The following is a 24,704-nucleotide window of genomic DNA, read 5'->3' as shown; positions in this document are numbered from 1 at the left end:
GGGAGCGGGCTTTCGCGAGCAAGCCCGCTCCCACATTGGCTTGCGTGAAGCACACATGATCGGAACCCCCATGAAACTCCGCCTCGCCCTAACCCTGTCCCTACTGCCAACCCCAGACCTGCTGGCCGACACCTTCGAACGCGACCAGGCCTTGAAGCTGCCCGACATCGTGATCAGCGCCAACCGCCAGGTCGAGGCCCGCAACGACAGCAGTGCCGCCAACACCGTGTTCACCCGCGACGACATCGAGCGCTTGCAACCGGCCAGTGTCACGGACTTGCTCAGCCGCGTGCCGGGGGTGCAAGTGGCGCCGCTGGGTGGGCGCGGCAGCCTGCCGGGGATTTACATCCGCGGGACCAAATCGGCCCAGAGCCTGGTGCTGGTGGACGGCCAGCGCATCGGCAACGCCACCTCCGGTGACAGCAACCTGCAACGCCTGAACATCAACCAGATCGAGCGCGTGGAAGTGCTGCGCGGTTCGCGTTCGGTGATCTACGGCGCCGACGCGGTGGGCGGGGTGATCCAGATTTTCACCCGGCGCGGCAACACTCAAGGCCTGCAACCGCGCCTGCATATGGGGGTCGGCAGCCACCAGACCTGGGAGCGCAGCCTGGGCCTGTCCGGCGGCGACGAGCAAACCCGTTTCAACCTCGGTGCCAGCCTCGACGACAGTGACGGTAGCAACCGGACCCACGAGTCCTACGCCAGCGACCGCGACGACGATGCCAACCGCAACCAGTCCTTCAGCCTGAGCCTGAGCCATGCGGCCAGCGATGACCTGGAAGTTGGCCTGAACCTGCTGGATAACCGCGGCAAAAGCGAATACGACAACCCGTTCGGCCGCTTCGACCCGAGCACGTTCGAGTCCCTGCCCCAACAACCCTACAGCGAGTTCGCGGTGAGCAGCTTCAGCACCTATGTGGACGGGCGCATCAACGACGCCTGGAAATCCCGCCTGGAACTGGGCCACAGCGAGAACCGCGAAAAGACCTTCGACAAGCTCAGCGATGTCCGCGAAGTCTTCAACACCTACCGCGATTCGGTGACCTGGCAGAACGATGTGACGCTGGACGAGCGCAACAGCCTGATCGTCGGCGGCGACTGGTATCAGGACCGGGTCAACAGCAGCACGCCGTTCGACGAAGACAGCCGCTGGAACCGCGCAGCGTTCATCCAGCACCGCTTCCAGGCCGAAACGTTCTCGACTGAACTGGGCCTGCGTCGCGACCAGAACCAACAGTTTGGCGGCCAGAACAGTTGGAGCGGCACCTTCACCCTGCCGGTCGATCCGGCCAACGACCTGTTGCTGACCTACAGCGAGAGCTTCCGCGCACCAACCTTCAACGACCTCTACTACCCAGACTTCAGCAACCCCGGCCTGAAGCCCGAGACGGCCAAGAGCTACGAGCTGCAATGGCGCAGCCAACTGAGCGACAGCGCCCGCCTGGAAACCTCGCTGTACCGCACCGACCTGGAAGACGCGATCATTTTTGGTCGCGACTCACGCCCGCAGAACGTCGCCTCGGCGCGGATCAACGGCTTTGAAATGGCCTATCTGCAGGATGTATTCGGCTGGCAGGGCAATCTGGCCCTGGCCATCATCGACCCGCGCGACCGCGACAGCGGTCACACCCTGGCTCGCCGCGCTCGACGGACCTTGAGCCTGGACCTGGACCGGCAATTCGACCGCCTCGGCCTGGGCGCCACCTGGCAAGCGGTGAGCGGCAGCTATGACGATGAAGACAACCGCAACGCCCTGGGCGGCTATGCCCTGCTCGGGTTGCGCGGCAGTTGGGCGCTGACCCGGGAGGTGAAGCTGGAGATGAAGGTGGATAACCTGCTGGACAAGGGTTACAGCCGGGCGCTGTATAGCCACGATGGGGGGCAGTATGGGTATCGGGAGGACGGTCGGGCGTGGTTGTTTGGGGTGACGTGGACACCGTCACTCTGATCCAGAGCTTGTGGTGCTTGGACTGGCCTCTTCGCGGGCAAGCCCGCTCCCACAGTTGATCGATGTTGCCGGCTAGGACGCGGTCAACTGTGGGAGCGGGCTTGCTCGCGAAGGCCGCGCCGCGGTCTATCGGTCTGGCGCAATCAACTCACATAGCCGCGCCGTCGCCTCGATCATCTGCCCACTGGGCCGTTCCAGGCCTTTGTCATTGACCAACAACAACCGCCCCTGCGCCACCACCGGCCAGGTTTTCCAGGCATCGAGCTGCGTCTGTTCCGTGGCCAGGATGACTTGCGGATTACGTTGCAGCACCGCTTCCACACTCACCTGCGGCGCCGGCACGCTCAGCTCGGCAAAAACGTTGTGGGCACCGCATACGCTCAGCGCATCACTGATGATCTGCCCGCCACCAACGGTGTACAGCGGCCGGTCCCAGACCTGGTAGAACACCGGCAACGGCGGGTCTCGTCGATAGCGCTGGCGTAGCGCCTCGAGACGCACGCGCAACTGCGCTGCCCGCTGCACACCCCGCTCCGGGCGGCCGATCTGCTGGGCGATGACTTCGATTTGCGTGATGAGTTGGTCGAGGCTGCGGGGCTCGGCGACATGGATGGGGATGCCCAGGCCCTTGAGCTGCTCGCGCTGGGCCGGGCCGACACTGCCAGGCCAGAGCAGGAGCAGATCGGGCTTGAGGCTGAGCAAGCGCTCCATGTCCAGTTGCCCGTAACGGCCTACCGAGGGCACGTCCTTGAGCGCCGGCGGGCGATCCCCGCCATCCAGCACGCCCACCAACAGGTCGGCGGAGCCCAGTTCAACGACGATTTCCGACAGCGATGGCGCCAGGCTGACGACCCGCGAGGCAGCCATCGTCGAGGCGCTGACGGCCAGCAGCAACACCGCCAGCCAGCGGCTCATCAGCCGAGTTGACGCGGGATGCGGTACAGGTAGAACAACACGGCGGTCGACAAGGCCAGCAGCATCAGCGGCACCGCTTCCAGGCCCACGAACACCGCCAGGGCGCCGATCCAGGCCGGTAGCCCGGCCACCAGGAAGGCGGCGCGGCGACGGGCCGCCAGGTCGATCCAGGCCTGGGGCTCTTCGGGTGTGTCGAGGGCTTTCTGGGTGGCGACCAGGGCTTGCTTGTACGGCCCGAAGAATCGCAGGCTGACAAACATCGACGCCAGGCCGGCAATGAACAACGGCATCGCCAGCACCGGCAGAATCCCTTCGCCCTGGCCGAACACCGCATTGATCACAAACAGTGGCAGCAAGGCCAGGGCCAGGTATTTCCACCAATTGACCGACAGCCGCCGCCGAACCTGACCGCGCGTCACGCCCGGTCAACCTCGCCTTGGTGCTCGTTGCCCATCATGTGGTCGAGCTTGCTGGCCTTGGTTGCCAGGTAGAGCTTGTTGTGGGGATTGTGACCGGTGTGCAGCGGCACACGCTCGGCCACCACGATGCCCATGTCGGTCAATGCCTTGACCTTGCGCGGGTTGTTGGTCATCAAGCGCAGCGACTTCACGCCCAGATGCTCCAGCATCGGCAGGCAGATGCTGTAGTCGCGCATGTCGGCGGCAAAGCCCAGGCGCTCGTTGGCTTCCACGGTATCGGCGCCGCCATCTTGCAGTTCATAGGCGCGGATCTTGTTCAACAGGCCAATGCCACGGCCTTCCTGGCGCAGGTACAGCAGCACGCCACGGCCTTCGCGGGCGATGGCCTGCAGCGCGGCCTCGAGTTGCGAACCGCAATCGCAGCGCTGGCTGAACAGGGCGTCGCCGGTCAGGCATTCGGAATGCAGGCGACCCAGCACCGCAGAACCGTCGGCGAAATCACCCAGGCTGAGCACGACATGCTCGCGGCCGGTGGCTTCATCGAGAAAACCATGCATGGTGAATTGCGCAAAGGGCGTTGGCAGCTTGGAAGCGGCAACAAAAACGACAGGCACCGGTGTGCTCCTGATCTAGTACTGGAGTTTCGCAGAGGCGGGCATTGTAACAGCACGTCCCGACCGACGCTTAGGCTGAATTGTCGCCCATAACCATCGAAAAGTTTGATTACGGCTTCGGTGGCTTGCCATTCTCGTCGAAAGGATAAGGTTGCTTCCAATGTTCGAAAATCGGCTTGAGCTGGCCGGTTTTCACCAGCACTTCCATCCGCCGGTCGAACAGCTCGCTCAATGCTCGTCCATTGGCGTTGTTGGCAAAGCCCAGGTAGAGGGGCAAATTGATCAGCGGCGAGCGTTTGAACTGCTTCGGGTTATCGGCCTTGGCGAGCACTTCTTCGATTTCCATCGACGCATCGATGTAAAAATCCGCTCGCTCATGGATCAGCATCGGCAAGATACCCACCGCCCGGTGGATCTCATTGAAACGCCGGATGTTGGGCAGGTAGTTGTTGTATTCGTACCCGCGCATCCATACCAGCCGATAGTTGCCAATCGTCGCCAGGGTGGGCGTCGGCTTGGAGGCCAACCCCAAGGCATAGATGTGATCGACGTCGTAGTGCCACTTCGGGTAAAGCACGCCTTCGGATTCATCCCGATAGGCGCCGACCTGCACATCGACCTCGCCGCGCTGCACCAGCCCTATCGAACGGGTGTAGGGCACGCTGCGGATTTCCAGCTTGACGCCTTCAGGTTCGAACACCGCGCGCAAGATGTCCCAGCCCATGCCCTGGCCATCGGCCTGGGTGTAATCGGCCCACTCCTCGCTGGCCGCGCGGACCTTGTCAGGCAGCGGTGCCGACTCGGCCACCCTCACACCCGCACAGGCGCCTAGACACAGCAACAGCAGTAGTGCGCGGCTTACGCCCATGCCTGGCTCCTTCAGGTGAAACACCACACCAATCCTTGCATTGCCAGCCAGGCGAAAACCCCGGCCAATACATCGTCGAGCATGATCCCGACGCCTCCGTGCACATGTCGATCGATCCAGCGGATCGGCCACGGCTTGAGGATATCGAAGAAGCGGAACACCAGAAATCCCGTCAGCAACCAATACCAGCCTTCCGGCACGAGCCACAAGGTGATCCACATGCCGACCATTTCGTCCCAGACGATGCCTTCATGGTCGTGCACCCGCAGGTCGTCCGCCACCTTGCCACACAGCCAGAAGCCAAACAGCATGGTGATGCCGAGCATCAACCAGTAGCCCCAGTCCGGCAACATCTGCCACAACGGTATGAAGGGTAGCGCAACCAGCGAGCCCCAGGTGCCCGGCGCCTTGGGTAAAGTGCCCGATCCAAAGCCAAATGCGAGGAAATGCCAGGGATTGCGCCAGACCGAAGGCGGAACGAACTCTGCCGGGACCTGGTTGGGATGATCTGTCACGGTGTCTCCCGAAAATGTTGATAGCCCCGTACGTGCGGGGTGATGTCGTGCCCGTCGCTGTCCACCAGCGTGACGCCTTGCCCGGCCAGGACGCTGCCGATCACATGGATCGGCCAGCCTGCGGCCTGCAACGCCGGCAATCGGCCCGGTGGCAGGGCGAACAGCAGCACATAATCGTCACCGCCACTCAGGGCGGCCTGCGCGGCATCGGCTCCACCAAGAAACGCTACCAGAGCGTTGGACAGCGGCAGTCGGTCCCGTTCAACCTGCAAGGCTACCCCGGACGCCAGGGCGATATGCCCGCAATCGGCCAGCAGGCCATCGGAAATATCCATCGCCGCGCTGGCCTTTCCCCGCAACGCCAGGCCCAAGTCGATCTGCGGTCGGGGCGACCAATAATGAGCCAGCAGTGGCTCGGCAATCACAGGCTCGGCGCGACGCTGGCCAAGCACCAACGGCAAGGCGCCGGCGGCATTGCCCAGTTCGCCGCCGACACACAGCAGGTCGCCGGGCCGCGCGCCGCTGCGGGTCAGGGCCTGGCCGGAAGGCACGTGGCCGAACACGGTCATGGTCAGGCTCAACGGCCCACGCGTGGTGTCCCCTCCCACCAGCGCCACGCCACAGGCCAGGGCCATCTGGTTCAAACCGCGGGCATAGGCTTGCAGCCAATCGGTGGTCACCGTCGGCAAGGTCAGGGCAAGGGTAAAGGCCAAAGGCTTGGCGCCCATGGCGGCCAGGTCGCTGACCGCCACGGCCAGCGAGCGCTGGCCGAGCAGGAATGGCTCGCAAGAGTCTGGAAAATGCACACCGGCCACGAGCGTGTCGGTGGAGACCGCCAGCTGTTCCCCGGGAGGAACGGCCAGCAAGGCGCAGTCGTCGCCGATCCCCAGCGCAACGCCCTCGCCGCCCTGCGCGCAAGGCGCGGCGGCGAAGTAGTTACGGATCAGCTCAAACTCACCCATTGGGATAACAAGCGCCAATCAGCGCTTGAACGCCTTCACTTCAGCTTCACGCAGGCGCGGGGCGAGCTTGTCGAGCACACCGTTGACGAACTTGTGGCCATCGGTGGAACCGAAGACTTTCGCCAGTTCGATCCCTTCGTTGATCACCACGCGGTACGGCACGTCGACGCGCTTGAGCAGTTCCCAGGTGGACAGACGCAGAACCGCCAGTTCAACCGGATCCAGCTCTTCGATGGTCAAGTCCAGGCAAGGCGTGAGCGCGGTGTCGATTTCGGTCTTGAACTGCGGGACCCCGTGCAGGATCTCGCGGAAATAAGCACCGTCGACATCACTGAAATCGTTATCGACCCGAAACTGCGCTTCGATCTCGTTCAGCGATTGCTTGGCCATGTGCCATTGATACAGCGCCTGGGTCGCGAGCTGACGGGCTTCGCGACGCTTGGCGCTTTTCGACGGCTTGCCGGCGTCCGCAGGCTTTGGATCGCGCGGGTTGAAACGATCGCTTTCGTCGCTAATCACTTGGCCTCCAACTGCGCCAGCAGGCTGACCATTTCCAGGGCGGACAGGGCAGCTTCGGCACCTTTGTTACCGGCCTTGGTGCCGGAACGCTCGATGGCTTGTTCGATGGAATCAACGGTCAGCACGCCAAAAGCGACCGGCACGCCGAATTCCATGGACACCTGGGCCAGGCCCTTGGTGCATTCGCCAGCCACGTATTCGAAGTGCGGAGTACCGCCACGAATGACCGCGCCCAGGGCGATGATCGCCGCATATTCGCCCTTTTGAGCGACTTTCTGCGCAACCAGCGGAATTTCGAAGGCGCCAGGGGCACGGATGATGGTGATGTCGCTTTCGCTCACGCCATGGCGAACCAGGGCATCGACCGCACCGCCAACCAGGCTCTCGACCACGAAACTGTTGAAACGGCCCACTACCAGAGCGTAGCGGCCTTTAGGGGCGATGAAGGTACCTTCGATGGTCTTCAGGGTCATTCGTCAGATCTCTTAAAGAGCCAGAGCGCGTTCTATACGCGCTCCTTCAGTGATATTAGCCACGAATTACAGCACTCGCAGATCCCGCATTGCCGCTCACTTGCGCATCTTTGTGGTGAGGGGATTTATCCCCGCTGGGCTGCGAAGCGGCCCCTTTTTTGGGACTGCTGCGCAGTCCAGCGGGGATAAATCCCCTCGCCACACATGAATCCCTCAAGTGAACAATAATGCCGGAACCCCGGGCCATTATTCGGAGGGCACGTATTCTACAACTTCCAGATCGAAACCGGATATCGCATTAAATTTCATCGGCGCGCTCATCAGGCGCATTTTACGCACGCCCAGGTCACGAAGGATCTGCGAACCGGCACCGACGATGCTGTAGGTGGTCGGTTTTTTCACCACTGCCTGATCGCCGGTTTCACGAATGTGCGCCAGCAGCACGTCGCCATCGAGTGGGTGACCGAGCAACAACACCACGCCGCTGCCGGCCTCAGCCACCGCGGCCATGGCGGCCCGCAGGCTCCAGCGGCCGGGTTGCTTGACCATCAGCAGGTCGCGCAGCGGGTCCATGTTGTGCACGCGCACCAGGGTCGGCTCTTCGGCGCATACGGTGCCCAGGGTCAGCGCCATGTGCACGTCGCCTTCCACCGAGTCGCGGTAGGTCACCAGGTTGAACTGGCCCAGTTCGCTGTCCAGCGGCTGCTCGGCAATCCGCTGAACGGTACGTTCGTGGATCATCCGGTAGTGGATCAGGTCGGCGATGGTGCCGATCTTGATGTTGTGTTCGGCGGCGAAGGTTTCCAGCTCCGCGCGACGGGACATGGTGCCGTCGTCGTTCATCACTTCGCAGATCACGCCACTGGGTTCGAAGCCGGCCATGCGTGCCAGGTCGCACGCCGCTTCGGTGTGGCCGGCGCGGGCCAGGGTGCCACCGGCCTGGGCCATCAGCGGGAAGATGTGGCCGGGGCTGACGATATCTTCGGCCTTGGCGTCCCGGGCGGCGGCAGCCTGTACGGTGCGCGCGCGATCAGCGGCGGAGATCCCGGTGGTCACGCCTTCGGCGGCCTCGATGGACACGGTGAACTTGGTGCCGAAGCCCGAACCGTTGCGTGGCGCCATCAGCGGCAGCTTCAGCAGTTCGCAGCGCTCGCGGGTCATCGGCATGCAGATCAGCCCACGGGCGTGCTTGGCCATGAAGTTGATGTGTTCGGCCTTGCAGCACTCGGCGGCCATGATCAGGTCGCCTTCATTCTCGCGGTCTTCGTCATCCATGAGGATGACCATCTTGCCTTGGCGGATGTCTTCAACCAGTTCTTCGATGCTATTGAGCGCCACGCGGCACCCCCTTGGGTCAGGATTTGAGGTAGCCGTTGGCGGCCAGAAAACTTTCGGTGATGTTACCGGCCCGCCGCTGTGAAGAGTCAGGCTCTGCGGCCTTGTCTCCCATAAGCAGGCGTTCCAGGTAACGGGCCAGCAAGTCGACTTCCAGGTTGACCCGGCGACCTGGCCGGTACGAAGCCATGATGGTTTCGCTCAACGTGTGGGGAATGATCGTCAGCAGGAATTCGGCGCCATCCACCGCGTTGACCGTCAGGCTGGTGCCGTCGACAGTGATCGAGCCTTTATGGGCGATGTACTTGGCCAGCTCCTTCGGGGCGCGGATACGAAACTCCACGGCCCGGGCGTTATCCGTGCGCGAAACCACTTCGCCGACGCCGTCCACGTGGCCGCTGACCAGATGCCCGCCCAGGCGAGTGGTGGGGGTCAGGGCTTTTTCCAGGTTGACCGGGCTGCCGCTCTTGAGGTCGTTCATGGCCGTGCAGTCGAGGGTTTCGCGGCTGACGTCCGCCAGGAAGCCGTTGCCTGGCAGTTCAACGGCGGTCAGGCAAACGCCGTTTACCGCGATGCTGTCGCCCAGCTTGACGTCGCTCAGGTCGAGCTTGCCGGTTTCGACATAGACCCGCACATCGCCGCCCTTGGGGGTGAGTGCACGGATGCTGCCGATGGATTCGATGATGCCGGTAAACATGGAGTCCTCCTCGAGAACGGGCCGCCGCGTGAGCGAAAGCCGGGAATTATACGCTGGCCGGTGGCACGGGAACGGCGATGACTCGCCAGTCATCGCCCACGGCGCGGATTTCGGTGATTTTCAGCTGGGGAGCGTCCTTCATCTGCGCCAGCGGCCAGTCCAGCAGTGGCCGCGCCGAAGAACCGAGGAACTTGCCGGCGATGAAAATCTGGAACTCGTCCACCAACCCCAGTCGGGCGAAAGCCCCCGCCAGGCGCGGACCGGCCTCCACCAGTACTTCATTGACATCCCGGGCAGCCAGCGCCACCAGCAGCCGACGCAGATCGACCTGACCGTCATCGCCCGCCACGATCATGCATTCGGGACCGTTGGCGTATTGTTCTTCCACCGCCATGCAGGTAGCGACCAGCGCCGGGCCGGCCTTGAAGAACGGCGCATCCAGTGGCACCCGCAGGCGTCCGTCCACCAGTACCCGCAGCGGCGGACGGCTCATGACCAACGCAGTCTGCTCGGCATCCAGCCCGAGTTCATCGGCGCGCACGGTCAGCCGGGCGTTGTCCGCCAGTACCGTATCGGCACCGGTCAGCACCACACTGGCCTGGGCGCGCAGGCGTTGGACCGCCGAACGTGCGGCCGGGCCGGTGATCCACTGGCTTTCGCCGCTTTCCATGGCGGTGCGGCCATCCAGGCTCATGGCGAGCTTGACCCGCACGAACGGCAGGCCCTGTTCCATGCGTTTGAGAAAACCTTCATTGAGCTTGCGCGCCTCACCTTCCAGCACGCCGCTTTCGGTGGCGATGCCGGCCTGGGCCAGGCGTTGCAGGCCACGCCCGGCGACTGCCGGGTTAGGGTCCTGCATCGCTGCCACCACCCGCGCCACGCCGGCATTGACCAGCGCATCGGCACAAGGCGGGGTACGCCCATGATGACTGCAAGGCTCGAGGGTCACGTAGGCCGTGGCGCCCCGGGCGTTGTCACCGGCGGCCCGCAGGGCATGGACTTCGGCATGGGGCTCGCCAGCGCGGATGTGCCAGCCTTCGCCGACAATCTGCCCGTCACGCACGATCACGCAACCGACCCGGGGGTTGGGGTGGGTGGTGTAGTGACCGCGCCGCGCCAACTCCAGGGCACGAGCCATGTAGTGGGCGTCGAGGACGGCCTGCTGCGCCGGGACGGTCATTCTTTCACCGGTTCGCGGGCCAGGCGGTCGATTTCTTCACGGAACTCGTTCAGGTCCTGGAAGCGCCGGTATACCGAGGCGAAACGGATGTAGGCGACTTCGTCGAGCTTCTGCAGCTCGGCCATCACCAGTTCGCCGACCACGAGGGATTTGACCTCGCGCTCGCCGGTGGCCCGCAGCTTGTGCTTGATGTGCACCAGCGCCGCTTCCAGGCGCTCGACGCTCACCGGGCGTTTTTCCAGGGCGCGCTGCATGCCGGCGCGCAGTTTTTCTTCGTCGAACGGCTGGCGGCTGCCGTCGGTTTTGATCAGGCGCGGCAACACCAGTTCAGCGGTCTCGAACGTCGTGAAACGCTCGCCGCAAGCCAGGCATTCGCGGCGGCGGCGGACTTGTTCGCCCTCGGCGACCAGTCGCGAGTCGATGACCTTGGTGTCGTTGGCACCGCAGAAGGGACAGTGCATGGTGGCAGGCAACAAAAAAAGGGAGGGCCATGGTAGCGCATCCCACTGGCAAGACAAGCCATAGGGTTTACGGTATACAGACGGGCCTACCGTCAGATCCATGGAATTCACCTTGCTGGAGCCACACATGCCGCTACGATCGCTCGTTCTGCTCAGTTTTTTCAGCCTGCTGATGGCGTGCAGCAGCGATGCCCCCAAGCCCGCCGCTCCCGTTCCGGCCCCCGCGCCGAAACAGGCCCAGGAAAAGGCCCGGCAGGCCACCGAGCTGGGACCGCTGCCGGCGTACCAGCGCGAGTTGAGCGGCACCCTGCAAGGCGTGCCGGCCGGAGCCGAAGTGGAACTGGCGCTGCTGGTGATCGACGACAAGGACCGTCCACAACAACTGCTTGCCAGTTCCAGCCTGATCGGCACCAACCAGGCCCTGCCCTTCCGCTTGCGTTTCAACCCGGAAGCCTTCCCGGTGGGCGCCCGCGTGGAACTGCGTGGCCGTGCCAGCCAGTCCGGGCAACTGATCCTGCACTTGCCGGAGCAACGCATCAGCCAACCGACCACCCAGGCATTGGGCACCCTGCAATTCGTCAAAGCGCCATGAGTGCACCGCAAGACCTGCAGCGGGCGTTGAGTGAATTGCTTGGCGACGCGCGCCTGGTGGCTTGCCCGCTACCCGGCGCTGACTTGAGATTGTGGTTGATCGACGGCGACAACATGGACCGCGCCTTCAGCCCGGAAGAAACCCGGCGCATTCTCCACGAACCGCCCTATTGGAGTTTCTGCTGGGCCAGCGGCTTGGCGATGGCCCACTACCTCGCCGAGCAGCCGCAGTGGGTCGAAGGCAAGCGGGTGCTGGATTTTGGTGCCGGTTCCGGCGTGGCGGGCATCGCAGCGGTCAAGGCCGGGGCGCTGGAAGTGGTGGCTTGCGACCTCGATCCACTGGCGATTGCCGCCTGCCAGGCCAATGCCGCGCTCAATGACGTGGAGTTGGGTTATTCGACGGACTTTTTCGCCGAGGCTGATCGTTTCGACCTGATCCTGGTCGCCGACGTGCTCTACGACCGGGCCAACCTGCCGCTGCTCGACCAGTTCCTCAGCCGTGGTCGCGAGGCGTTGGTGGCCGATTCCCGGGTGCGGGATTTCCAGCATCCGCTGTACCGGCGCATCGAAATGCTCCAGGCCATGACCCTGCCGGACCTGGCCGAGCCGGAAGAGTTTCGCCATGTGAGCCTGTACCACGCGCGGCGCTGGCCCTAAAAGCATCGCGAGCAAGCTCGCTCCCACAGGGATCTAGAGTGAACGCGAATGTTGTATCCACTGGAAATCAACTGTGGGAGCGGGCTTGCCCGCGAAGGCGTCCTTTCAGGCACCACAGGGCGAAAGGCCACCCCGCTTTCAGCCACCCCCCACCAAGCCGTATAGTTGCCCCATTCAAGCGTTCTACGAGATTCCCAATGACCCAGGAAACGCCCTACATCTTCGACGCCACCACGGCCGATTTCGACCAATCGGTGATCGCGAACTCTTTCCACAAACCGGTGCTGGTGGATTTCTGGGCCGAGTGGTGTGCGCCGTGCAAGGCTCTGATGCCAATGCTGCAAACCATTGCCGAGAGCTATCAAGGCGAATTGCTGCTGGCCAAGGTCAACTGCGACATCGAGCAGGACATTGTGGCCCGCTTCGGCATTCGCAGCCTGCCGACGGTGGTGTTGTTCAAGGACGGTCAGCCCGTTGACGGCTTTGCCGGTGCCCAGCCGGAATCGGCGGTACGCACGATGCTCGAACCCCATGTGCAGATGCCACCGCCGGCCGCCGCCGACCCGTTCGAACAGGCCCAGGCGCTGTTCGACGACGGTCGTTTCGCCGACGCCGAAGCCGTGCTCACCGTGTTGCTGGGTGAAGACAACACCAACGCCAAGGCGCTGATCCTGTATGCCCGCTGCCTGACCGAGCGCGGCGAGCTGGACGAAGCGCAGACGGTGCTCGACGCGGTGAAAAGCGATGAGCACAAGGCCGCCCTCGCCGGTGCCAAGGCGCAGATCCAGTTCCTCGGCCTGGCCAAGCACCTGCCGGACGCCGCCGATCTCAAGGCGCGCCTGGCGAAAGACCCGCAAGACGATGAAGCGGTGTACCAACTGGCGATCCAGCAACTGGCGCGCCAACAGTACGAAGCGGCCCTCGATGCGCTGCTCAAGCTGTTCGTGCGTAACCGCGGCTACAGCGAAGGCCTGCCCCACAAGACCTTGCTGCAAGTGTTCGAACTGCTGGGCAACGATCATCCGCTGGTGACGACCTATCGTCGCAAGCTGTTCGCGGCGTTGTATTAAGCCCCACTCCAGCTATAGAGCGGCGTATCGCCGCCGCTCAGCACCTTGACCTCAGCGCAGTGGCGCAGGCGCACCAACAGGCGCTTGCCCGCCGAGGCGCTGCCGGTCAGGCCTTCGAGCTGTTCCAGCAGGTCCGGACCGCTCAGTTGGCCGGCCTTGCGCAGCAGTTCCTTGGCGATCTGCCATTGGGCATCGTCCTGGTTCGTCGGTTTGGCCGCCGGGGCCGCCGTGCCCTCGGACTTGGCCACTTGCAACTGCGCGCCGAGCTGCGCCCAGTCGCCCTCATCCATTTCGATCGTCAAGTCCACCGGCCATTCGCCGACAGTTCCGCGTATCCGCAACATCACCGTGCTCCTGAATATTTCATGTACGCATGCTCCCATGGCCCTTGCGCGACGCCAAGCAGACGGTCAAACTCTCCGCACTTTCGTTATAAGATTACATAACCTTTTCGGAGACTCGTCATGCGTCGTCTGCTTCTCGCTTTGCCGTTCGCCCTGCTGCCATTGGCTGTCGCTCATGCGGCGGTGGAGCATGACCACGACCATGATCACGAACATGGCAGCCTCGGTGCCCATGAACACGGTGTTGCCCGACTGAACGCGGCACTGGATGGCCAAACCCTGGAGCTGGAACTGGAAAGCCCGGCGATGAACCTGGTGGGCTTCGAACACGCCGCCACCAGCGATGCCGACAAGGCCAAGGTCGCCGCGGTACGGGCGCAGTTGGACAAGCCACTGTCGCTGTTCAACCTGCCGGCCGCCGCCAAGTGCACCGTGGCCCAACAGGAACTGGAAAGCCCGTTGTTCGGCGATGAACCGGACCACGAAGACCATGACGAAGACGCCGATGGCGACGAACATCACGAGCACAGTGAGATCCATGCCCACTACCAGTTCACCTGCGCCGCCGCTGGAGCATTGCAGAACCTGGACCTGGCGACACTGTTCAAAACCTTCCCGGCCACCCAGAAAATTCAGGTACAACTGATCAGCCCGAGTGGCCAACAAGGCGTGGAAGTGACGGCCAAGGCGCCAACCCTGAAATTCTGATTCACCGCAAAACCCGATGTGGGAGCCTGCTCCTATAGCTGATCTGCTGTGGATGCAAAATCAGGGTTCGCCACACATCCATGTGGGAGCGGGCTTGCTCGCGAAGGCGATGGAACATTCAACATTGGATGTCGAAGGATGTACCGCTTTCGCGAGCAAGCCCGCTCCCACAGGTATTCAATCTGTGAAATCGGCAAACATGACCCAAGCACTCATCGAACTCTCCGACCTGGGCTTCAGTTGGCCCGGGCATCCGCCCTTGCTGGATATCCCGGCGTTTCGCCTGGAAGCGGGTGAAACCTTGTTCCTCAAGGGCCCGAGCGGCAGCGGCAAGACCACGCTGCTGGGGCTGCTGGGCGGGGTGCAGACACCGGATCGCGGCAGCATCCGCCTGCTCGGCCAGGAACTCAGCGAACTGGCCGCCGGCCGCCGCGACCGCTTTCGCGTGGACCATACCGGCTACATCTTCCAGCAGTTCAACCTGCTGCCGTTTCTCTCGGTACGGGAGAACGTCGAACTGCCCTGCCACTTCTCGAAACTGCGCGCGCAGCGGGCCACCCAGCGCCATGGCAGTGTCGATCAAGCGGCTGCCACGCTGCTGGCCCACCTGGGCTTGACCGACCCGAACCTGTTGGAGCGTCGCGCCGACTCGCTGTCCATCGGCCAGCAACAACGGGTCGCCGCCGCCCGGGCCTTGATCGGCCAACCGGAACTGGTGATCGCCGACGAACCGACTTCAGCCCTGGACTACGACGCCCGGGAAAACTTCCTGCGGCTGTTGTTCGCCGAATGCCGCGAGGCCGGGTCGAGCCTGTTGTTCGTCAGCCATGACCAGAGCCTGGCGCCGCTGTTCGACCGCCACCTCTCGCTGGCCGATCTCAATCGCGCCGCCACGCCACTCGAGGTCTGAGATGTATTTGTTCCGTCTAGCCATGGCCAGCCTGGCGAACCGCCGCTTCACCGCGATCCTCACCGCGTTTGCCATCGCCCTCTCGGTCTGTCTGCTACTGGCGGTGGAGCGAGTGCGCACCGAAGCGCGAGCCAGTTTCGCCAGCACTATCAGCGGCACCGACCTGATCGTCGGCGCCCGCTCCGGCTCGGTGAACCTGCTGCTGTATTCGGTGTTTCGCATCGGCAACGCCACCAACAACATCCGCTGGGACAGCTTCGAACAGTTCGCCAAAAACCCGAAAGTGAAGTGGGCGATCCCCATGTCCCTGGGCGATTCTCATCGCGGCTACCGGGTGATGGGCACCACCGAGGCCTACTTCGAGCATTACCAGTACGGCCGCCAGCAACACCTGGAACTGGCCGATGGCCGGGCCTTCGCCACCGATCCGTTCGAAGTGGTACTCGGTGCCGAAGTGGCCGAGGCACTGCACTACAAGCTCGGCGACAAGCTGGTGCTGGCCCACGGCGTGGCGGCGATCAGCCTGGTCAAGCACGACGACAAGCCCTTCACCGTGGTCGGGATTCTCAAGCGCACCGGCACCCCGGTGGACCGCACGCTGCACATCAGCCTCGGCGGCATGGAGGCGATCCACATCGACTGGAAGAACGGCGTGCCGGCCCAGGGCAATGGGCGCATCAGTGCCGATCAGGCCCGCAACATGGACCTCACTCCCCAGGCGATCACCGCGTTCATGCTCGGCCTCAACAGCAAGATTTCGACCTTTGCCTTGCAACGCGAGATCAATGAGTTCCGTGGCGAACCGCTGCTGGCCATCCTCCCCGGCGTAGCACTGCAGGAGTTGTGGAGCCTGATGGGCACGGCGGAAAAGGCCTTGTTCGTGATTTCGCTGTTCGTGGTCCTGACCGGGTTGATCGGCATGCTCACGGCGATCCTCACCAGCCTCAACGAGCGCCGCCGGGAAATGGCGATCCTGCGCTCGGTGGGTGCGCGGCCGTGGCATATCGCGACGCTGCTGGTACTTGAAGCCTTTGCCCTGGCGCTGGCCGGGGTCACCGCCGGGCTGGCGTTGCTGTACATCGGCATCGCCGCCGCCCAGGGCTACGTGCAGTCGGCCTACGGTTTGTACTTGCCCCTGGGCTGGCCGAGCGAATATGAATGGACGCTGCTGGCTGGCATCCTGGTCGCCGCCCTGCTGATGGGCAGCGTGCCGGCCTGGCGCGCCTATCGCCAATCGTTGGCCGACGGCCTGTCGATCCGTCTATGAGGACCTTGAAGATGCCCCGCGCCCTGCTAGCGCTGTTGATGATGGTCGCCCTGCCGCTGTGGGCGGCGGAGCCGAGGGACCTGGCCTGGTCGGAAATGATCCCGCCGGACGCCCCGCCGGAAGTGCCGAACATGACGCCGCTGCACGACCTGTCGAAGATGAGCGACGCCCTGGCCGCCGAGTCCGCTCCAGCCGCCAAGCAGGATTTGCCCAACGCGCCGGTGGTCAAGGCCCTCGATGGCCAGCAGATTCGCTTGCCGGGCTACATCGTGCCGCTGGAAGTCAGTGAGGAAGGCCGCACCACGGACTTCCTGCTGGTGCCGTATTTCGGCGCCTGCATCCACGTGCCGCCACCGCCGTCGAACCAGATCGTGCATGTGAAAAGCGAGGTCGGCGTGAAGCTCGACGAGTTGTACCAACCGTACTGGGTCGAAGGGCCTATGCAGGTCAAGCCATCCACCAGTGAACTGGCCGACGCCGGGTATCAGATGGAGGCGCAGAAGATTTATGTGTATGAGCTGCCGGAGTGAATCGGGTGGTGATGGGCAGTCCGTCAGATAGCTATCGCGAGCAAGCTCGCTCCCACAGGAGATCTCAGTGCCTATGCGACCTGTGTGGGAGCGAGCTTGCTCGCGATGGGGCCGTCAAGGCTTGCTCATCATCATTTCATTGAGCTGAGTCAATTAATCGATCAAGACTCATTGAGCTGTGTCAAAAGACCGGACCAGGCGGCTCCGTACCATGGGACATCAATTTTGAAATGTCCTCTGGAGCCCCCATGCACAAGTCCTTGCTCAGCGCTTCCCTCGTTGCCCTCGCGCTCGCAGCCCCGCTCGCCCAGGCCCATACGGCCGGTGACATCATCGTTCGCGCCGGCGCTATCACCGTCAATCCAGAGGCCGACAGCTCCAGCGTCAAGGTCGACCGTGGCCCGCTGGCCGGTGCCGACCTGGGCGGCAAGGCCACCATGAGCAGCGACACGCAACTGGGCCTGAACTTCGCCTACATGCTGACCAACAATTGGGGTATCGAACTGCTGGCGGCCTCGCCGTTCGAGCACGACGTGAAAATCAAAGGCACCGCCCTCGGCGCGGCCAATGGCAAGCTCGGCACCCTCAAGCACCTGCCGCCTACACTGAGCCTGGTCTACTACCCGCTCGACGCCAAGTCGGCGTTCCAGCCTTATGTCGGCGCCGGTATCAACTACACCTGGATCTACGACGAACACGTCGGCAGCGAAGCCAGCGCCAATGGTTTCAGCAACTTCCGGGCGAAAAACAGCTGGGGCATGGCTTGGCAAGTGGGCGCTGACTACATGCTGACCGACAACGTGATGATCAACGGCCAGATCCGCTACATCGACATCGACACCACCGCGTATGTCGACAACAACGCAGTGGCCGGCGGGACTCGGGCCAAGGTGAATGTCGATGTGGATCCATGGATCTACATGGTGGGGTTGGGTTACAAATTCTAAATGGCAACGCAATGAAAAGCTGACAACACACCCTGTGGCGAGGGGATTTATCCCCGTTGGGCTGCGCAGCAGCCCCTGTAATCGCCACCGCGGTGCGTCAGGTTCACCCCATGTGTTTATTTGGGACTGCTGCGCAGTCCAACGGGGATAAATCCCCTCGCCACAACAGTGTATGCCATGACAAAAAAGGCGCCTCGAAAGGCGCCTTTTTTCATTCAGCGTCCCAGCAACCGCGCCAACCCCACACTCATCGGTGTTTGCGGGGGAAAGCTGAAGCGCTCCAACAACCGATGGTTGTCAGCCCGGGAATGGCGAATGTCGCCGGAGCGCGCCGGGCCGTAGCTGATCGGTGGCAGATCACCCACCACGGCGGCCAGGGCCTGGAGCATCTGCTTGAGGGTCGTGGCCTGGTTCCAGCCGACGTTCACCGCGCCCACTTCCACCTCGGGCTTCTCGATGGCCTGCACCAGCAAGTCCACCAAGTCTTCGACATAGACAAAGTCCCGGGTCTGCTCGCCGTCGCCGAATACGGTGATCGGCAGGCCTTTCTGTGCCCGTTCGCTGAAGATGCTGATGACCCCGGAATACGGGGAGGACGGATCCTGGCGCGGCCCGTAGATGTTGAAGAAGCGGAACACCACCGGCTCCAGCGCGTGCTGGCGGCGATAGAAATCGAAGTAGAACTCGCTGGCCAGCTTGTCCGAGGCATAGGGCGTGAGCGGGGCCTTGGGGGTTTCTTCGTCGATGGACTCGCCTTCGCCGTTGTTGCCGTAGACCGCAGCGCTGGACGCGAACAACACCCGCTTCACCCCGCTCTGGCGCATGGCTTCGCAGACATTCAGGGTGCCGATGAAATTGCTCTGGTGGGTGCGCACGGGGTCGTCCACCGAGGCTTGCACCGAGGCCACCGCCGCCAGGTGCGCCACGGCGCTGCAACCGGCCATGGCCCGGGCCACCAGCGCGGCATCGGCGACGTCGCCTTCGATCAGTTCGACCGCCGGGTTATCCAGGGGCAGGTTGCTGCGCTTGCCGGTGGACAGGTCATCGAGGATGCGCACCGCATGCCCCTTGGCGAGCAAGGCGTCGGTCAGGTGCGAACCAATGAAACCCGCGCCGCCGGTGATTAAAACAGGGCCTTCAGCCATGGCGATAAAACCTATCCAGTAAGCCCGGGAGTGCGGCGCGCCAGGCGCGGGGCTTGATCCCGAAAGTGTGCAGAATTTTCTTGCAGGCCAGCACCGCGTGCTGCGGTTCTTCCGCGGCGTCCGGCCGTGCGGCATGGGCCTGGGGCGTGGGCGACTCGATGGCCAGCGGATGCAGGGCGCGGGCTTCGGTGAGGATCGCCTGGCCCAGTGCCAGCGGCGTGGTCGCCTCATGCCCGGCGTAATGATAGGTGCCCCACAGCGGCGCCGCGCAGTCGAGTTGCTTGAGCACCGAAATGATCACCCGCGCGGCATCGTCCACGGGCGTCGGATTACCCCGGCGGTCGTCAGCCAGCAACAGCTCTTCGGGCTGCTCGGCCCGGGCCAGGAAACGGCCGAGGGTGCCATCGGCGCTGTCGTCCAGCAGCCAGCCGAAACGCAGCAACACATGCTGCGGGCAGGTGGCGCGCACGCTTTGCTCGATCCGCCACAGCGCCTGGCCGCGCACGCCCAGGGGCACGGGCTCGTCTTTCTCGCTGTAGGCGGTGGCACGGGAACCGTCGAACACCCGATAGCTCGACGGTTGCAGCAAGATGATGTTGTGATGCTGGCACAGCCCGGCCAGACGCTCGACAGCGCGCTCCTGGCTGGCCAGGCGCTGCTCGCTGACGGCCTCGGCCTGGAACCAGTCGAAGTAGTACGCCAGGTTGATCAAGGCGTCCGGGCGGGTGTCGTCGAGCAGTTGCGTCAGGCTCGCGGCATCCCAGCCGTCTTCGGGCGGGCGGGGGGCAAGAAAACCGATGTCTTCTTCTGCACCGAGGCGAATCAGCGCCTGCCCAAGGGCATTTCCGCCGCCCAGTAACATAAGGCGCATTCGCATAAAGTCAGCAGGCCCACTCTATTGGCACAAAAATTGGATCGACAACGCCCGCAGGCGTTGCCGGAATCGTTGCATTTTGCGGGTTTAGTGCGCAACCGTCATCCGTAAAGTGTGGATCGCCAGGTTTGAGTGTCTTACAAGGCTGGTCGCTGACTTGTGGCGAGGGGATTTATCCCCGCTGGGCTGCGCAGCAGCCCCTTTAATTGCCACCTGGGTGGGTCAGATCTATCCCATTTGCTTGTTTGGGGCTGCTTCGCAGCCCAGCGGGGATAAATCCCCTCGCCACAGGCACAGTATCAGTACTTGCGTCCTCCCCACCTCGCCCGCATAAACTGACCCTATGAATCTGCCCCTTGCAGCCGACCACGCCATGGCAGGCTTTCACCCCGCCGTTCGCGCCTGGTTCAGCCAGACCTTCCCGGCGGTCACGGCCGCCCAGGCCCGGGCGTGGCCGTTGATCGGCCAGCGTCGCTCGGTGCTGGTCGCGGCGCCCACCGGCTCGGGCAAGACCTTGACCGCATTTCTCGCGGTGCTCGATGACCTGGTGCACCGCGGCCTGGAACAAGGCGGCCTGCCGGACCAGACCCTGGTGGTCTACGTCTCGCCGCTCAAGGCCCTGAGCAACGATATCCAGATCAACCTGCAGAATCCCCTGGCCGGCATCACCGAGCAGTTGCAACGAATGGGCTTGCCACCCTTGCCGATCACCACCGCGGTACGCACCGGCGATACGCCGCAAAAAGACCGCTCGGCGATGCGCAAGACCGCGCCGCACATCCTGGTCACCACGCCCGAATCGCTCTACGTGCTGCTCGGCTCCGATTCCGGCCGGCAGATGCTCGCCAGCACCCGCACGGTGATCGTCGATGAAATCCACGCCATCGCCGCCAGCAAGCGCGGCAGCCACCTGGCCTTGAGCCTGGAGCGCCTGCAAGCCCTGTGCGCCGAACCCCTGATGCGCATCGGCCTGTCGGCCACGCAAAAGCCCATCGAAGCGGTGTCACGGTTTCTCGTCGGTGAAGGCCGCGCCTGTGAAATCGTCGACATCGGCCACGCCCGTCCCCGGGACCTGGACATCGAGGTGCCCCCGGTGCCGCTGTCGGCGGTGATGGCCAATGACGTGTGGGAGCTGGTCTACAACCGCCTCGCCGAGCTGGCCCGGGCGCATCGCACCACCCTGGTGTTCGTCAACACACGGCGCCTGGCCGAACGCCTCAGTCGTCATCTGAGCGAACGCCTGGGCAAGGACGCCGTGGCCGCCCACCACGGCAGTCTGGCGAAGGAGTTTCGCCTCGACGCCGAACAACGCCTCAAGCGCGGTGAACTGCAGGTACTGATCGCCACCGCCTCCCTGGAGCTGGGCATCGATATCGGCGATGTCGACCTGGTCTGCCAGATTGCCTCGCCCCGTTCGATCTCGGCGTTCCTGCAAAGAGTTGGACGTTCTGGCCACCAGGTCGGCGGCACGCCCAAGGGCCGTCTGTTCGCCACCACCCGCGACGACTTGATCGAATGCGCCGCCCTGCTCGATTGCGTGCGCCGTGGCGAACTCGACATCCTGCACATCCCCAAGGCGCCGCTGGATGTGCTGGCCCAGCAGATCGTCGCCGAAGTCAGTTGCCAGGAATGGCCGGAACAGGCGCTGTTGGAGACCTTCCGCCGCGCCTCGCCCTACGCCGAGCTGGACGAAGGGCATTACCAGGCGCTGCTGCAGATGCTCGCCGAAGGCCTCAATGGCCGCCAGGGCGTGCGCAGCGCCTACCTGCACCGCGACGCCGTGACCCGGACCCTGCGCGGGCGCCGGGGCAGTAAACTGACGGCGGTGACCAGCGGCGGCACCATCCCGGACAACGCCGACTACAGCGTGCTGCTCGAACCCCAGGGCCTGAACATCGGCAGCGTCAACGAAGACTTCGCGGTGGAGAGCATTGCCGGCGATGTGTTCCAACTGGGCAATACGTCTTACCGCATCATTCGCGTCGAGACCGGTCGCGTGCGGGTCGAGGACGCCCAGGGCCAACCGCCGACCATTCCGTTCTGGCTCGGCGAGGCCCCGGGGCGCAGCGACGAATTGTCTTTGGCCGTGGCGCGCCTGCAAGCCCGGCTTGATCACCTGCTCGGCGCCACGCCGGGCAACCTGCAACCGGCCCTCGACTGGCTGACCGGCACGTTACGCCTGAACCTCGCCAGCGCCGAACAATTGGTCGACTACCTGGCCCCGGCGCGCCTGGCCTTCGGCGCCCTGCCGTCCCAGGACACGCTGCTGATGGAGCGGTTTTTCGACGAGTCCGGCGGCACCCAACTGATCATCCACACGCCCTTCGGCAGCCGTATCAACCGCGCTTGGGGCCTGGCCTTGCGCAAGCGCTTCTGCCGCACCTTCAACTTCGAATTGCAGGCCGCCGCCAGTGAAGACGCCATCGTGCTCTCGCTGTCCACCAGCCACAGCTTCGAACTGGACGAAGTCTGGCGCTACCTGAACAGTCACAGCGCCGAACAGATCCTGGTCCAGGCGGTGCTGGATGCACCGCTGTTCGGCGTGCGCTGGCGCTGGAACGCTGGCGTGGCCCTGGCCCTGCCGCGCTACACCGGCGGGCGCAAAGTCGCCCCGCAGATCCAGCGGATGAAAAGCGAAGACCTGATCGCCAGCGTGTTTCCGGACCAGATCGCCTGCCTGGAAAACCTCGCCGGCGAGCGGGAGATCCCCGATCACCCGCTGGTGGAACAGACCCTCGACGATTGCCTGCACGAGGCCATGGACAGCGAAGGTTGGCTGACGCTGTTGCGGCGCATGGAAGCGGGCCAGATTCGCCTGATCAGCCGCGACCTGCCGGCGCCCTCGCCGCTGGCGGCAGAAATCCTCAGCGCCCGTCCCTACACCTTTCTCGACGACGCGCCGCTGGAAGAACGGCGGACCCAGGCGGTGATCAACCGGCGCTGGAGCGATCCGCAATCCACCGACGACCTGGGCGCGCTGGACGCCGAGGCCATCCAGTCGGTCCGGGACGAAGCCTGGCCGAACCCCACTAATCTCGATGAAATGCACGAAGCATTGATGAGCCTGGCCTGTATCGCCGACAGCGAGGCCAACGCCCACGCGTCGTGGCCGAATTGGTTGCAGGCGTTGGCCGCTGGCGGTCGCGCCAGCCATGTGCAGATCAGCGCCGAACGCGGCCTGTGGGTGGCGTTGGAGCGGCTGACCTGCCTGCAAGCGGTTTATCCACAGGCCCGATGGCAGCCATCGCTGACGCCCCTGGCCGGTTTCGATGAAGCCTGGGATGGCGACGAAGCCGTGGTGGAGCTACTCCGCGCCCGGCTCAGCGCCTTTGGCCCGCTGCCGTTGAAAGCCATCGCCTATCCGCTGGGATTATCGACACCGCAGGTCACCCAGGCCCTGGCGCTGCTCGAGCAGCAGGGTTACGTGCTGCGTGGCCGCTTCACGCCGGGCACCGGCCAGGAGGAATGGTGCGAGCGGCATTTGTTGGCGCGGATCCATCGCTACACGGTCAAGCGCCTGCGCCGGGAAATCGAGCCGGTGATGCTGCAGGACTTCATGCGCTTCCTGTTCGACTGGCAGCACCTGTCACCCGCCACCCAAGGCCGGGGCAGCGCCGTGCTGCCATCGATCATCAGCCAGTTCGAAGGCTACCCGGCTGCTGCCTCGGCCTGGGACAGCGATTTACTGCCGGCGCGGATCAAGGACTATTCGCCGAGTTGGCTCGATGAGTTGTGTCGCAGTGGCAAGCTGGTGTGGACGCGCTTGAGTGCTCGTCAGAAGCTCTCGGCCAGCGCCCTGCGCAGCACGCCGGTGGTGTTGCTGCCGCGCAGCCAGGTGGCGCTGTGGAGCAGCCTGGCCGAGCAAACCCCGGTCAGCGAACTGTCGCCCAAGACGCAGAAAGTCCATCAAGCCCTCAGCGAGCACGGCGCACTGTTTTTTGACGAACTGCTGCACGAAGCCCACCTGCTGCGCAGCGAACTGGAAATCGCCTTGCAGGAACTGGTGGGCGCCGGGTTGGTGAACGCCGACAGCTTCGCCGGCCTGCGCGCGCTGATCACCCCCGCCAGCAAACGCCAGGCCCGCAGCAGTCGGCGCGGGCGCGGCGCGTTTGTCGGCGGCATGGATGACGCCGGGCGCTGGGCCTTGTTGCGCCGCAGCCAACCCGCCCCCGTGGAAGGCAACCGCCCGGCGCCCACTGCGCCGGAGACCCTGGAACACATCGCCATGACCCTGCTGCGTCGTTACGGCGTGGTGTTCTGGCGCTTGCTGGAGCGGGAGGCCGAGTGGCTGCCGAGTTGGCGCGAGCTATTGCGCACTTTCCATCGCCTGGAAGCGCGGGGCGAGATTCGCGGCGGGCGGTTTGTCAGCGGCCTGGCGGGCGAACAGTTCGCCCTGCCCGAAGCGATTGCGTTGCTGCGCGAAACCCGCCGCCGCCCCACCGATGGCAGCTTGGTGGCGGTGTGCGGGGTCGACCCGCTGAACCTGGCCGGCACCTTGCTGCCGGGGGCGAAAGTGCCGGCGCTGGCGAGTAACCGGCTGGTGTATCGGGACGGGTTGCCGGTGGCGGCGCAGATTGCCGGCAAGCAGCATCTTTGGATGGAGTTGGATGCTCAAGGGATGGCTGAAATTCGCACTAAGCTGATTCAACACCTTTAGCCAGACACATGATCGTTCCCACGCTCTGCGTGGGAATGCAGCCAGGGACGCTCCGCGTCCCCAAGAAGCCGAACGCGGAGCGTCCGTAGCGGCGT

General features: G+C 64.1%; 25 protein-coding genes. 10 read left to right on the top strand and 15 right to left on the bottom strand.

Annotated features, from left to right (window positions below; all coding sequences use genetic code 11):
- The first annotated feature begins 70 nt into the window (after window positions 1-70).
- The gene (locus BM317_RS21590) at window positions 71-1,951 is read left to right on the top strand and encodes a TonB-dependent receptor domain-containing protein (RefSeq protein WP_092476127.1); all 1,881 of its coding nucleotides are present in this window, start codon (window positions 71-73) and stop codon (window positions 1,949-1,951) included.
- Between the two features lie 126 nt (window positions 1,952-2,077).
- On the opposite strand, the gene BM317_RS21585 is transcribed toward BM317_RS21590, so the two are convergent.
- The 12 genes from BM317_RS21585 to nrdR all read right to left on the bottom strand — a co-directional run bounded on the left by BM317_RS21585 (window position 2,078) and on the right by nrdR (window position 10,909).
- Window positions 2,078-2,869, bottom strand: coding sequence for a cobalamin-binding protein (locus BM317_RS21585; RefSeq protein WP_170866275.1), 792 nt, complete (start codon window positions 2,867-2,869; stop codon window positions 2,078-2,080).
- Window positions 2,866-3,285 (bottom strand): MFS transporter, encoded by a 420-nt coding sequence (locus BM317_RS21580; RefSeq protein WP_092172804.1) that lies wholly within the window; start codon window positions 3,283-3,285, stop codon window positions 2,866-2,868. Before BM317_RS21580 ends, BM317_RS21585 begins: the two co-directional genes overlap by 4 nt.
- Complete coding sequence (ribA, locus tag BM317_RS21575; RefSeq protein ID WP_092172801.1) at window positions 3,282-3,899, bottom strand: GTP cyclohydrolase II; 618 nt, start codon at window positions 3,897-3,899, stop codon at window positions 3,282-3,284. Before ribA ends, BM317_RS21580 begins: the two co-directional genes overlap by 4 nt.
- Before the next feature lie 109 nt (window positions 3,900-4,008).
- On the bottom strand, window positions 4,009-4,767 hold the full coding sequence (locus BM317_RS21570) for a substrate-binding periplasmic protein (RefSeq protein ID WP_092172798.1): 759 nt from the start codon (window positions 4,765-4,767) through the stop codon (window positions 4,009-4,011).
- Between the two features lie 11 nt (window positions 4,768-4,778).
- Window positions 4,779-5,282 carry a phosphatidylglycerophosphatase A family protein gene (locus BM317_RS21565; protein ID WP_053125805.1) on the bottom strand — a complete coding sequence of 168 codons (504 nt, stop codon included), beginning with the start codon at window positions 5,280-5,282 and terminating at the stop codon, window positions 4,779-4,781.
- Complete coding sequence (gene thiL, locus BM317_RS21560) at window positions 5,279-6,244, bottom strand: thiamine-phosphate kinase (RefSeq protein WP_092476121.1); 966 nt, start codon at window positions 6,242-6,244, stop codon at window positions 5,279-5,281. The genes BM317_RS21565 and thiL overlap by 4 nt, the downstream gene beginning before the upstream one ends.
- An 18-nt stretch (window positions 6,245-6,262) precedes the next feature.
- The gene (gene nusB / locus BM317_RS21555; protein ID WP_057713127.1) at window positions 6,263-6,763 is read right to left on the bottom strand and encodes a transcription antitermination factor NusB; all 501 of its coding nucleotides are present in this window, start codon (window positions 6,761-6,763) and stop codon (window positions 6,263-6,265) included.
- Window positions 6,760-7,236 (bottom strand): 6,7-dimethyl-8-ribityllumazine synthase, encoded by a 477-nt coding sequence (ribE, locus tag BM317_RS21550; RefSeq protein WP_003206025.1) that lies wholly within the window; start codon window positions 7,234-7,236, stop codon window positions 6,760-6,762. Before ribE ends, nusB begins: the two co-directional genes overlap by 4 nt.
- A gap of 246 nt (window positions 7,237-7,482) precedes the next feature.
- Window positions 7,483-8,574: a bifunctional 3,4-dihydroxy-2-butanone-4-phosphate synthase/GTP cyclohydrolase II gene (ribBA, locus tag BM317_RS21545; protein WP_024617563.1), complete on the bottom strand. Its 1,092-nt coding sequence runs from the start codon at window positions 8,572-8,574 to the stop codon at window positions 7,483-7,485.
- Between the two features lie 16 nt (window positions 8,575-8,590).
- The gene (locus tag BM317_RS21540) at window positions 8,591-9,268 is read right to left on the bottom strand and encodes a riboflavin synthase (RefSeq protein ID WP_028237110.1); all 678 of its coding nucleotides are present in this window, start codon (window positions 9,266-9,268) and stop codon (window positions 8,591-8,593) included.
- 46 nt (window positions 9,269-9,314) lie between these two features.
- Window positions 9,315-10,448, bottom strand: coding sequence for a bifunctional diaminohydroxyphosphoribosylaminopyrimidine deaminase/5-amino-6-(5-phosphoribosylamino)uracil reductase RibD (gene ribD / locus BM317_RS21535; protein WP_092476118.1), 1,134 nt, complete (start codon window positions 10,446-10,448; stop codon window positions 9,315-9,317).
- The gene (gene nrdR / locus BM317_RS21530; RefSeq protein ID WP_013694316.1) at window positions 10,445-10,909 is read right to left on the bottom strand and encodes a transcriptional regulator NrdR; all 465 of its coding nucleotides are present in this window, start codon (window positions 10,907-10,909) and stop codon (window positions 10,445-10,447) included. The genes ribD and nrdR overlap by 4 nt, the downstream gene beginning before the upstream one ends.
- 127 nt (window positions 10,910-11,036) lie before the next feature.
- On the opposite strand from nrdR, the gene BM317_RS21525 reads away from it, so the two are divergent.
- The 3 genes from BM317_RS21525 to trxA all read left to right on the top strand — a co-directional run bounded on the left by BM317_RS21525 (window position 11,037) and on the right by trxA (window position 13,227).
- On the top strand, window positions 11,037-11,501 hold the full coding sequence (locus BM317_RS21525) for a YbaY family lipoprotein (RefSeq protein WP_092476115.1): 465 nt from the start codon (window positions 11,037-11,039) through the stop codon (window positions 11,499-11,501).
- Complete coding sequence (locus BM317_RS21520) at window positions 11,498-12,157, top strand: class I SAM-dependent methyltransferase (protein WP_092172786.1); 660 nt, start codon at window positions 11,498-11,500, stop codon at window positions 12,155-12,157. Before BM317_RS21525 ends, BM317_RS21520 begins: the two co-directional genes overlap by 4 nt.
- Before the next feature lie 197 nt (window positions 12,158-12,354).
- A complete protein-coding gene (trxA, locus tag BM317_RS21515; RefSeq protein ID WP_092172783.1) occupies window positions 12,355-13,227 on the top strand; it encodes a thioredoxin in 873 nt (290 codons plus the stop codon).
- Here the strand turns inward: trxA and BM317_RS21510 are convergent.
- Window positions 13,224-13,571, bottom strand: a complete 348-nt coding sequence (locus tag BM317_RS21510) for a hypothetical protein (protein ID WP_092172780.1) — start codon at window positions 13,569-13,571, stop codon at window positions 13,224-13,226. The genes trxA and BM317_RS21510 overlap by 4 nt on opposite strands.
- A 120-nt stretch (window positions 13,572-13,691) precedes the next feature.
- Between BM317_RS21510 and BM317_RS21505 the strand changes: the two genes are divergently transcribed.
- The 5 genes from BM317_RS21505 (at window position 13,692) to BM317_RS21485 (ending at window position 17,933) form a co-directional block, all read left to right on the top strand.
- Window positions 13,692-14,279, top strand: a complete 588-nt coding sequence (locus BM317_RS21505; protein ID WP_092476112.1) for a DUF2796 domain-containing protein — start codon at window positions 13,692-13,694, stop codon at window positions 14,277-14,279.
- Between the two features lie 199 nt (window positions 14,280-14,478).
- Window positions 14,479-15,189 (top strand): ABC transporter ATP-binding protein, encoded by a 711-nt coding sequence (locus BM317_RS21500; RefSeq protein WP_060740412.1) that lies wholly within the window; start codon window positions 14,479-14,481, stop codon window positions 15,187-15,189.
- Window position 15,190: 1 nt separating this feature from the next.
- Entirely contained in the window at window positions 15,191-16,456 is a 1,266-nt protein-coding gene (locus BM317_RS21495; RefSeq protein ID WP_092476109.1) for an ABC transporter permease, read from the top strand.
- An 11-nt stretch (window positions 16,457-16,467) separates the two neighbouring features.
- Complete coding sequence (locus BM317_RS21490; protein WP_025215734.1) at window positions 16,468-16,986, top strand: DUF3299 domain-containing protein; 519 nt, start codon at window positions 16,468-16,470, stop codon at window positions 16,984-16,986.
- A 248-nt stretch (window positions 16,987-17,234) separates the two neighbouring features.
- Window positions 17,235-17,933 (top strand): OmpW/AlkL family protein, encoded by a 699-nt coding sequence (locus BM317_RS21485; RefSeq protein ID WP_092172768.1) that lies wholly within the window; start codon window positions 17,235-17,237, stop codon window positions 17,931-17,933.
- 215 nt (window positions 17,934-18,148) lie between these two features.
- On the opposite strand, the gene BM317_RS21480 is transcribed toward BM317_RS21485, so the two are convergent.
- Window positions 18,149-19,078 (bottom strand): NAD-dependent epimerase/dehydratase family protein, encoded by a 930-nt coding sequence (locus BM317_RS21480; protein WP_092476106.1) that lies wholly within the window; start codon window positions 19,076-19,078, stop codon window positions 18,149-18,151.
- Window positions 19,071-19,955, bottom strand: coding sequence for a sugar nucleotide-binding protein (locus BM317_RS21475; protein WP_060740408.1), 885 nt, complete (start codon window positions 19,953-19,955; stop codon window positions 19,071-19,073). The genes BM317_RS21480 and BM317_RS21475 overlap by 8 nt, the downstream gene beginning before the upstream one ends.
- Before the next feature lie 340 nt (window positions 19,956-20,295).
- On the opposite strand from BM317_RS21475, the gene BM317_RS21470 reads away from it, so the two are divergent.
- The gene (locus BM317_RS21470; RefSeq protein WP_092476103.1) at window positions 20,296-24,609 is read left to right on the top strand and encodes a DEAD/DEAH box helicase; all 4,314 of its coding nucleotides are present in this window, start codon (window positions 20,296-20,298) and stop codon (window positions 24,607-24,609) included.
- Window positions 24,610-24,704 lie beyond the last annotated feature (95 nt).

This window comes from Pseudomonas sp. NFACC24-1, from assembly GCF_900115235.1.
In the GTDB taxonomy this organism is placed as follows: Bacteria; Pseudomonadota; Gammaproteobacteria; order Pseudomonadales; family Pseudomonadaceae; genus Aquipseudomonas; species Aquipseudomonas fluorescens_AA.
The sequence above is the reverse complement of the archived record's forward strand: the minus strand, read 5'-3'. Positions and strand labels throughout refer to the sequence as shown.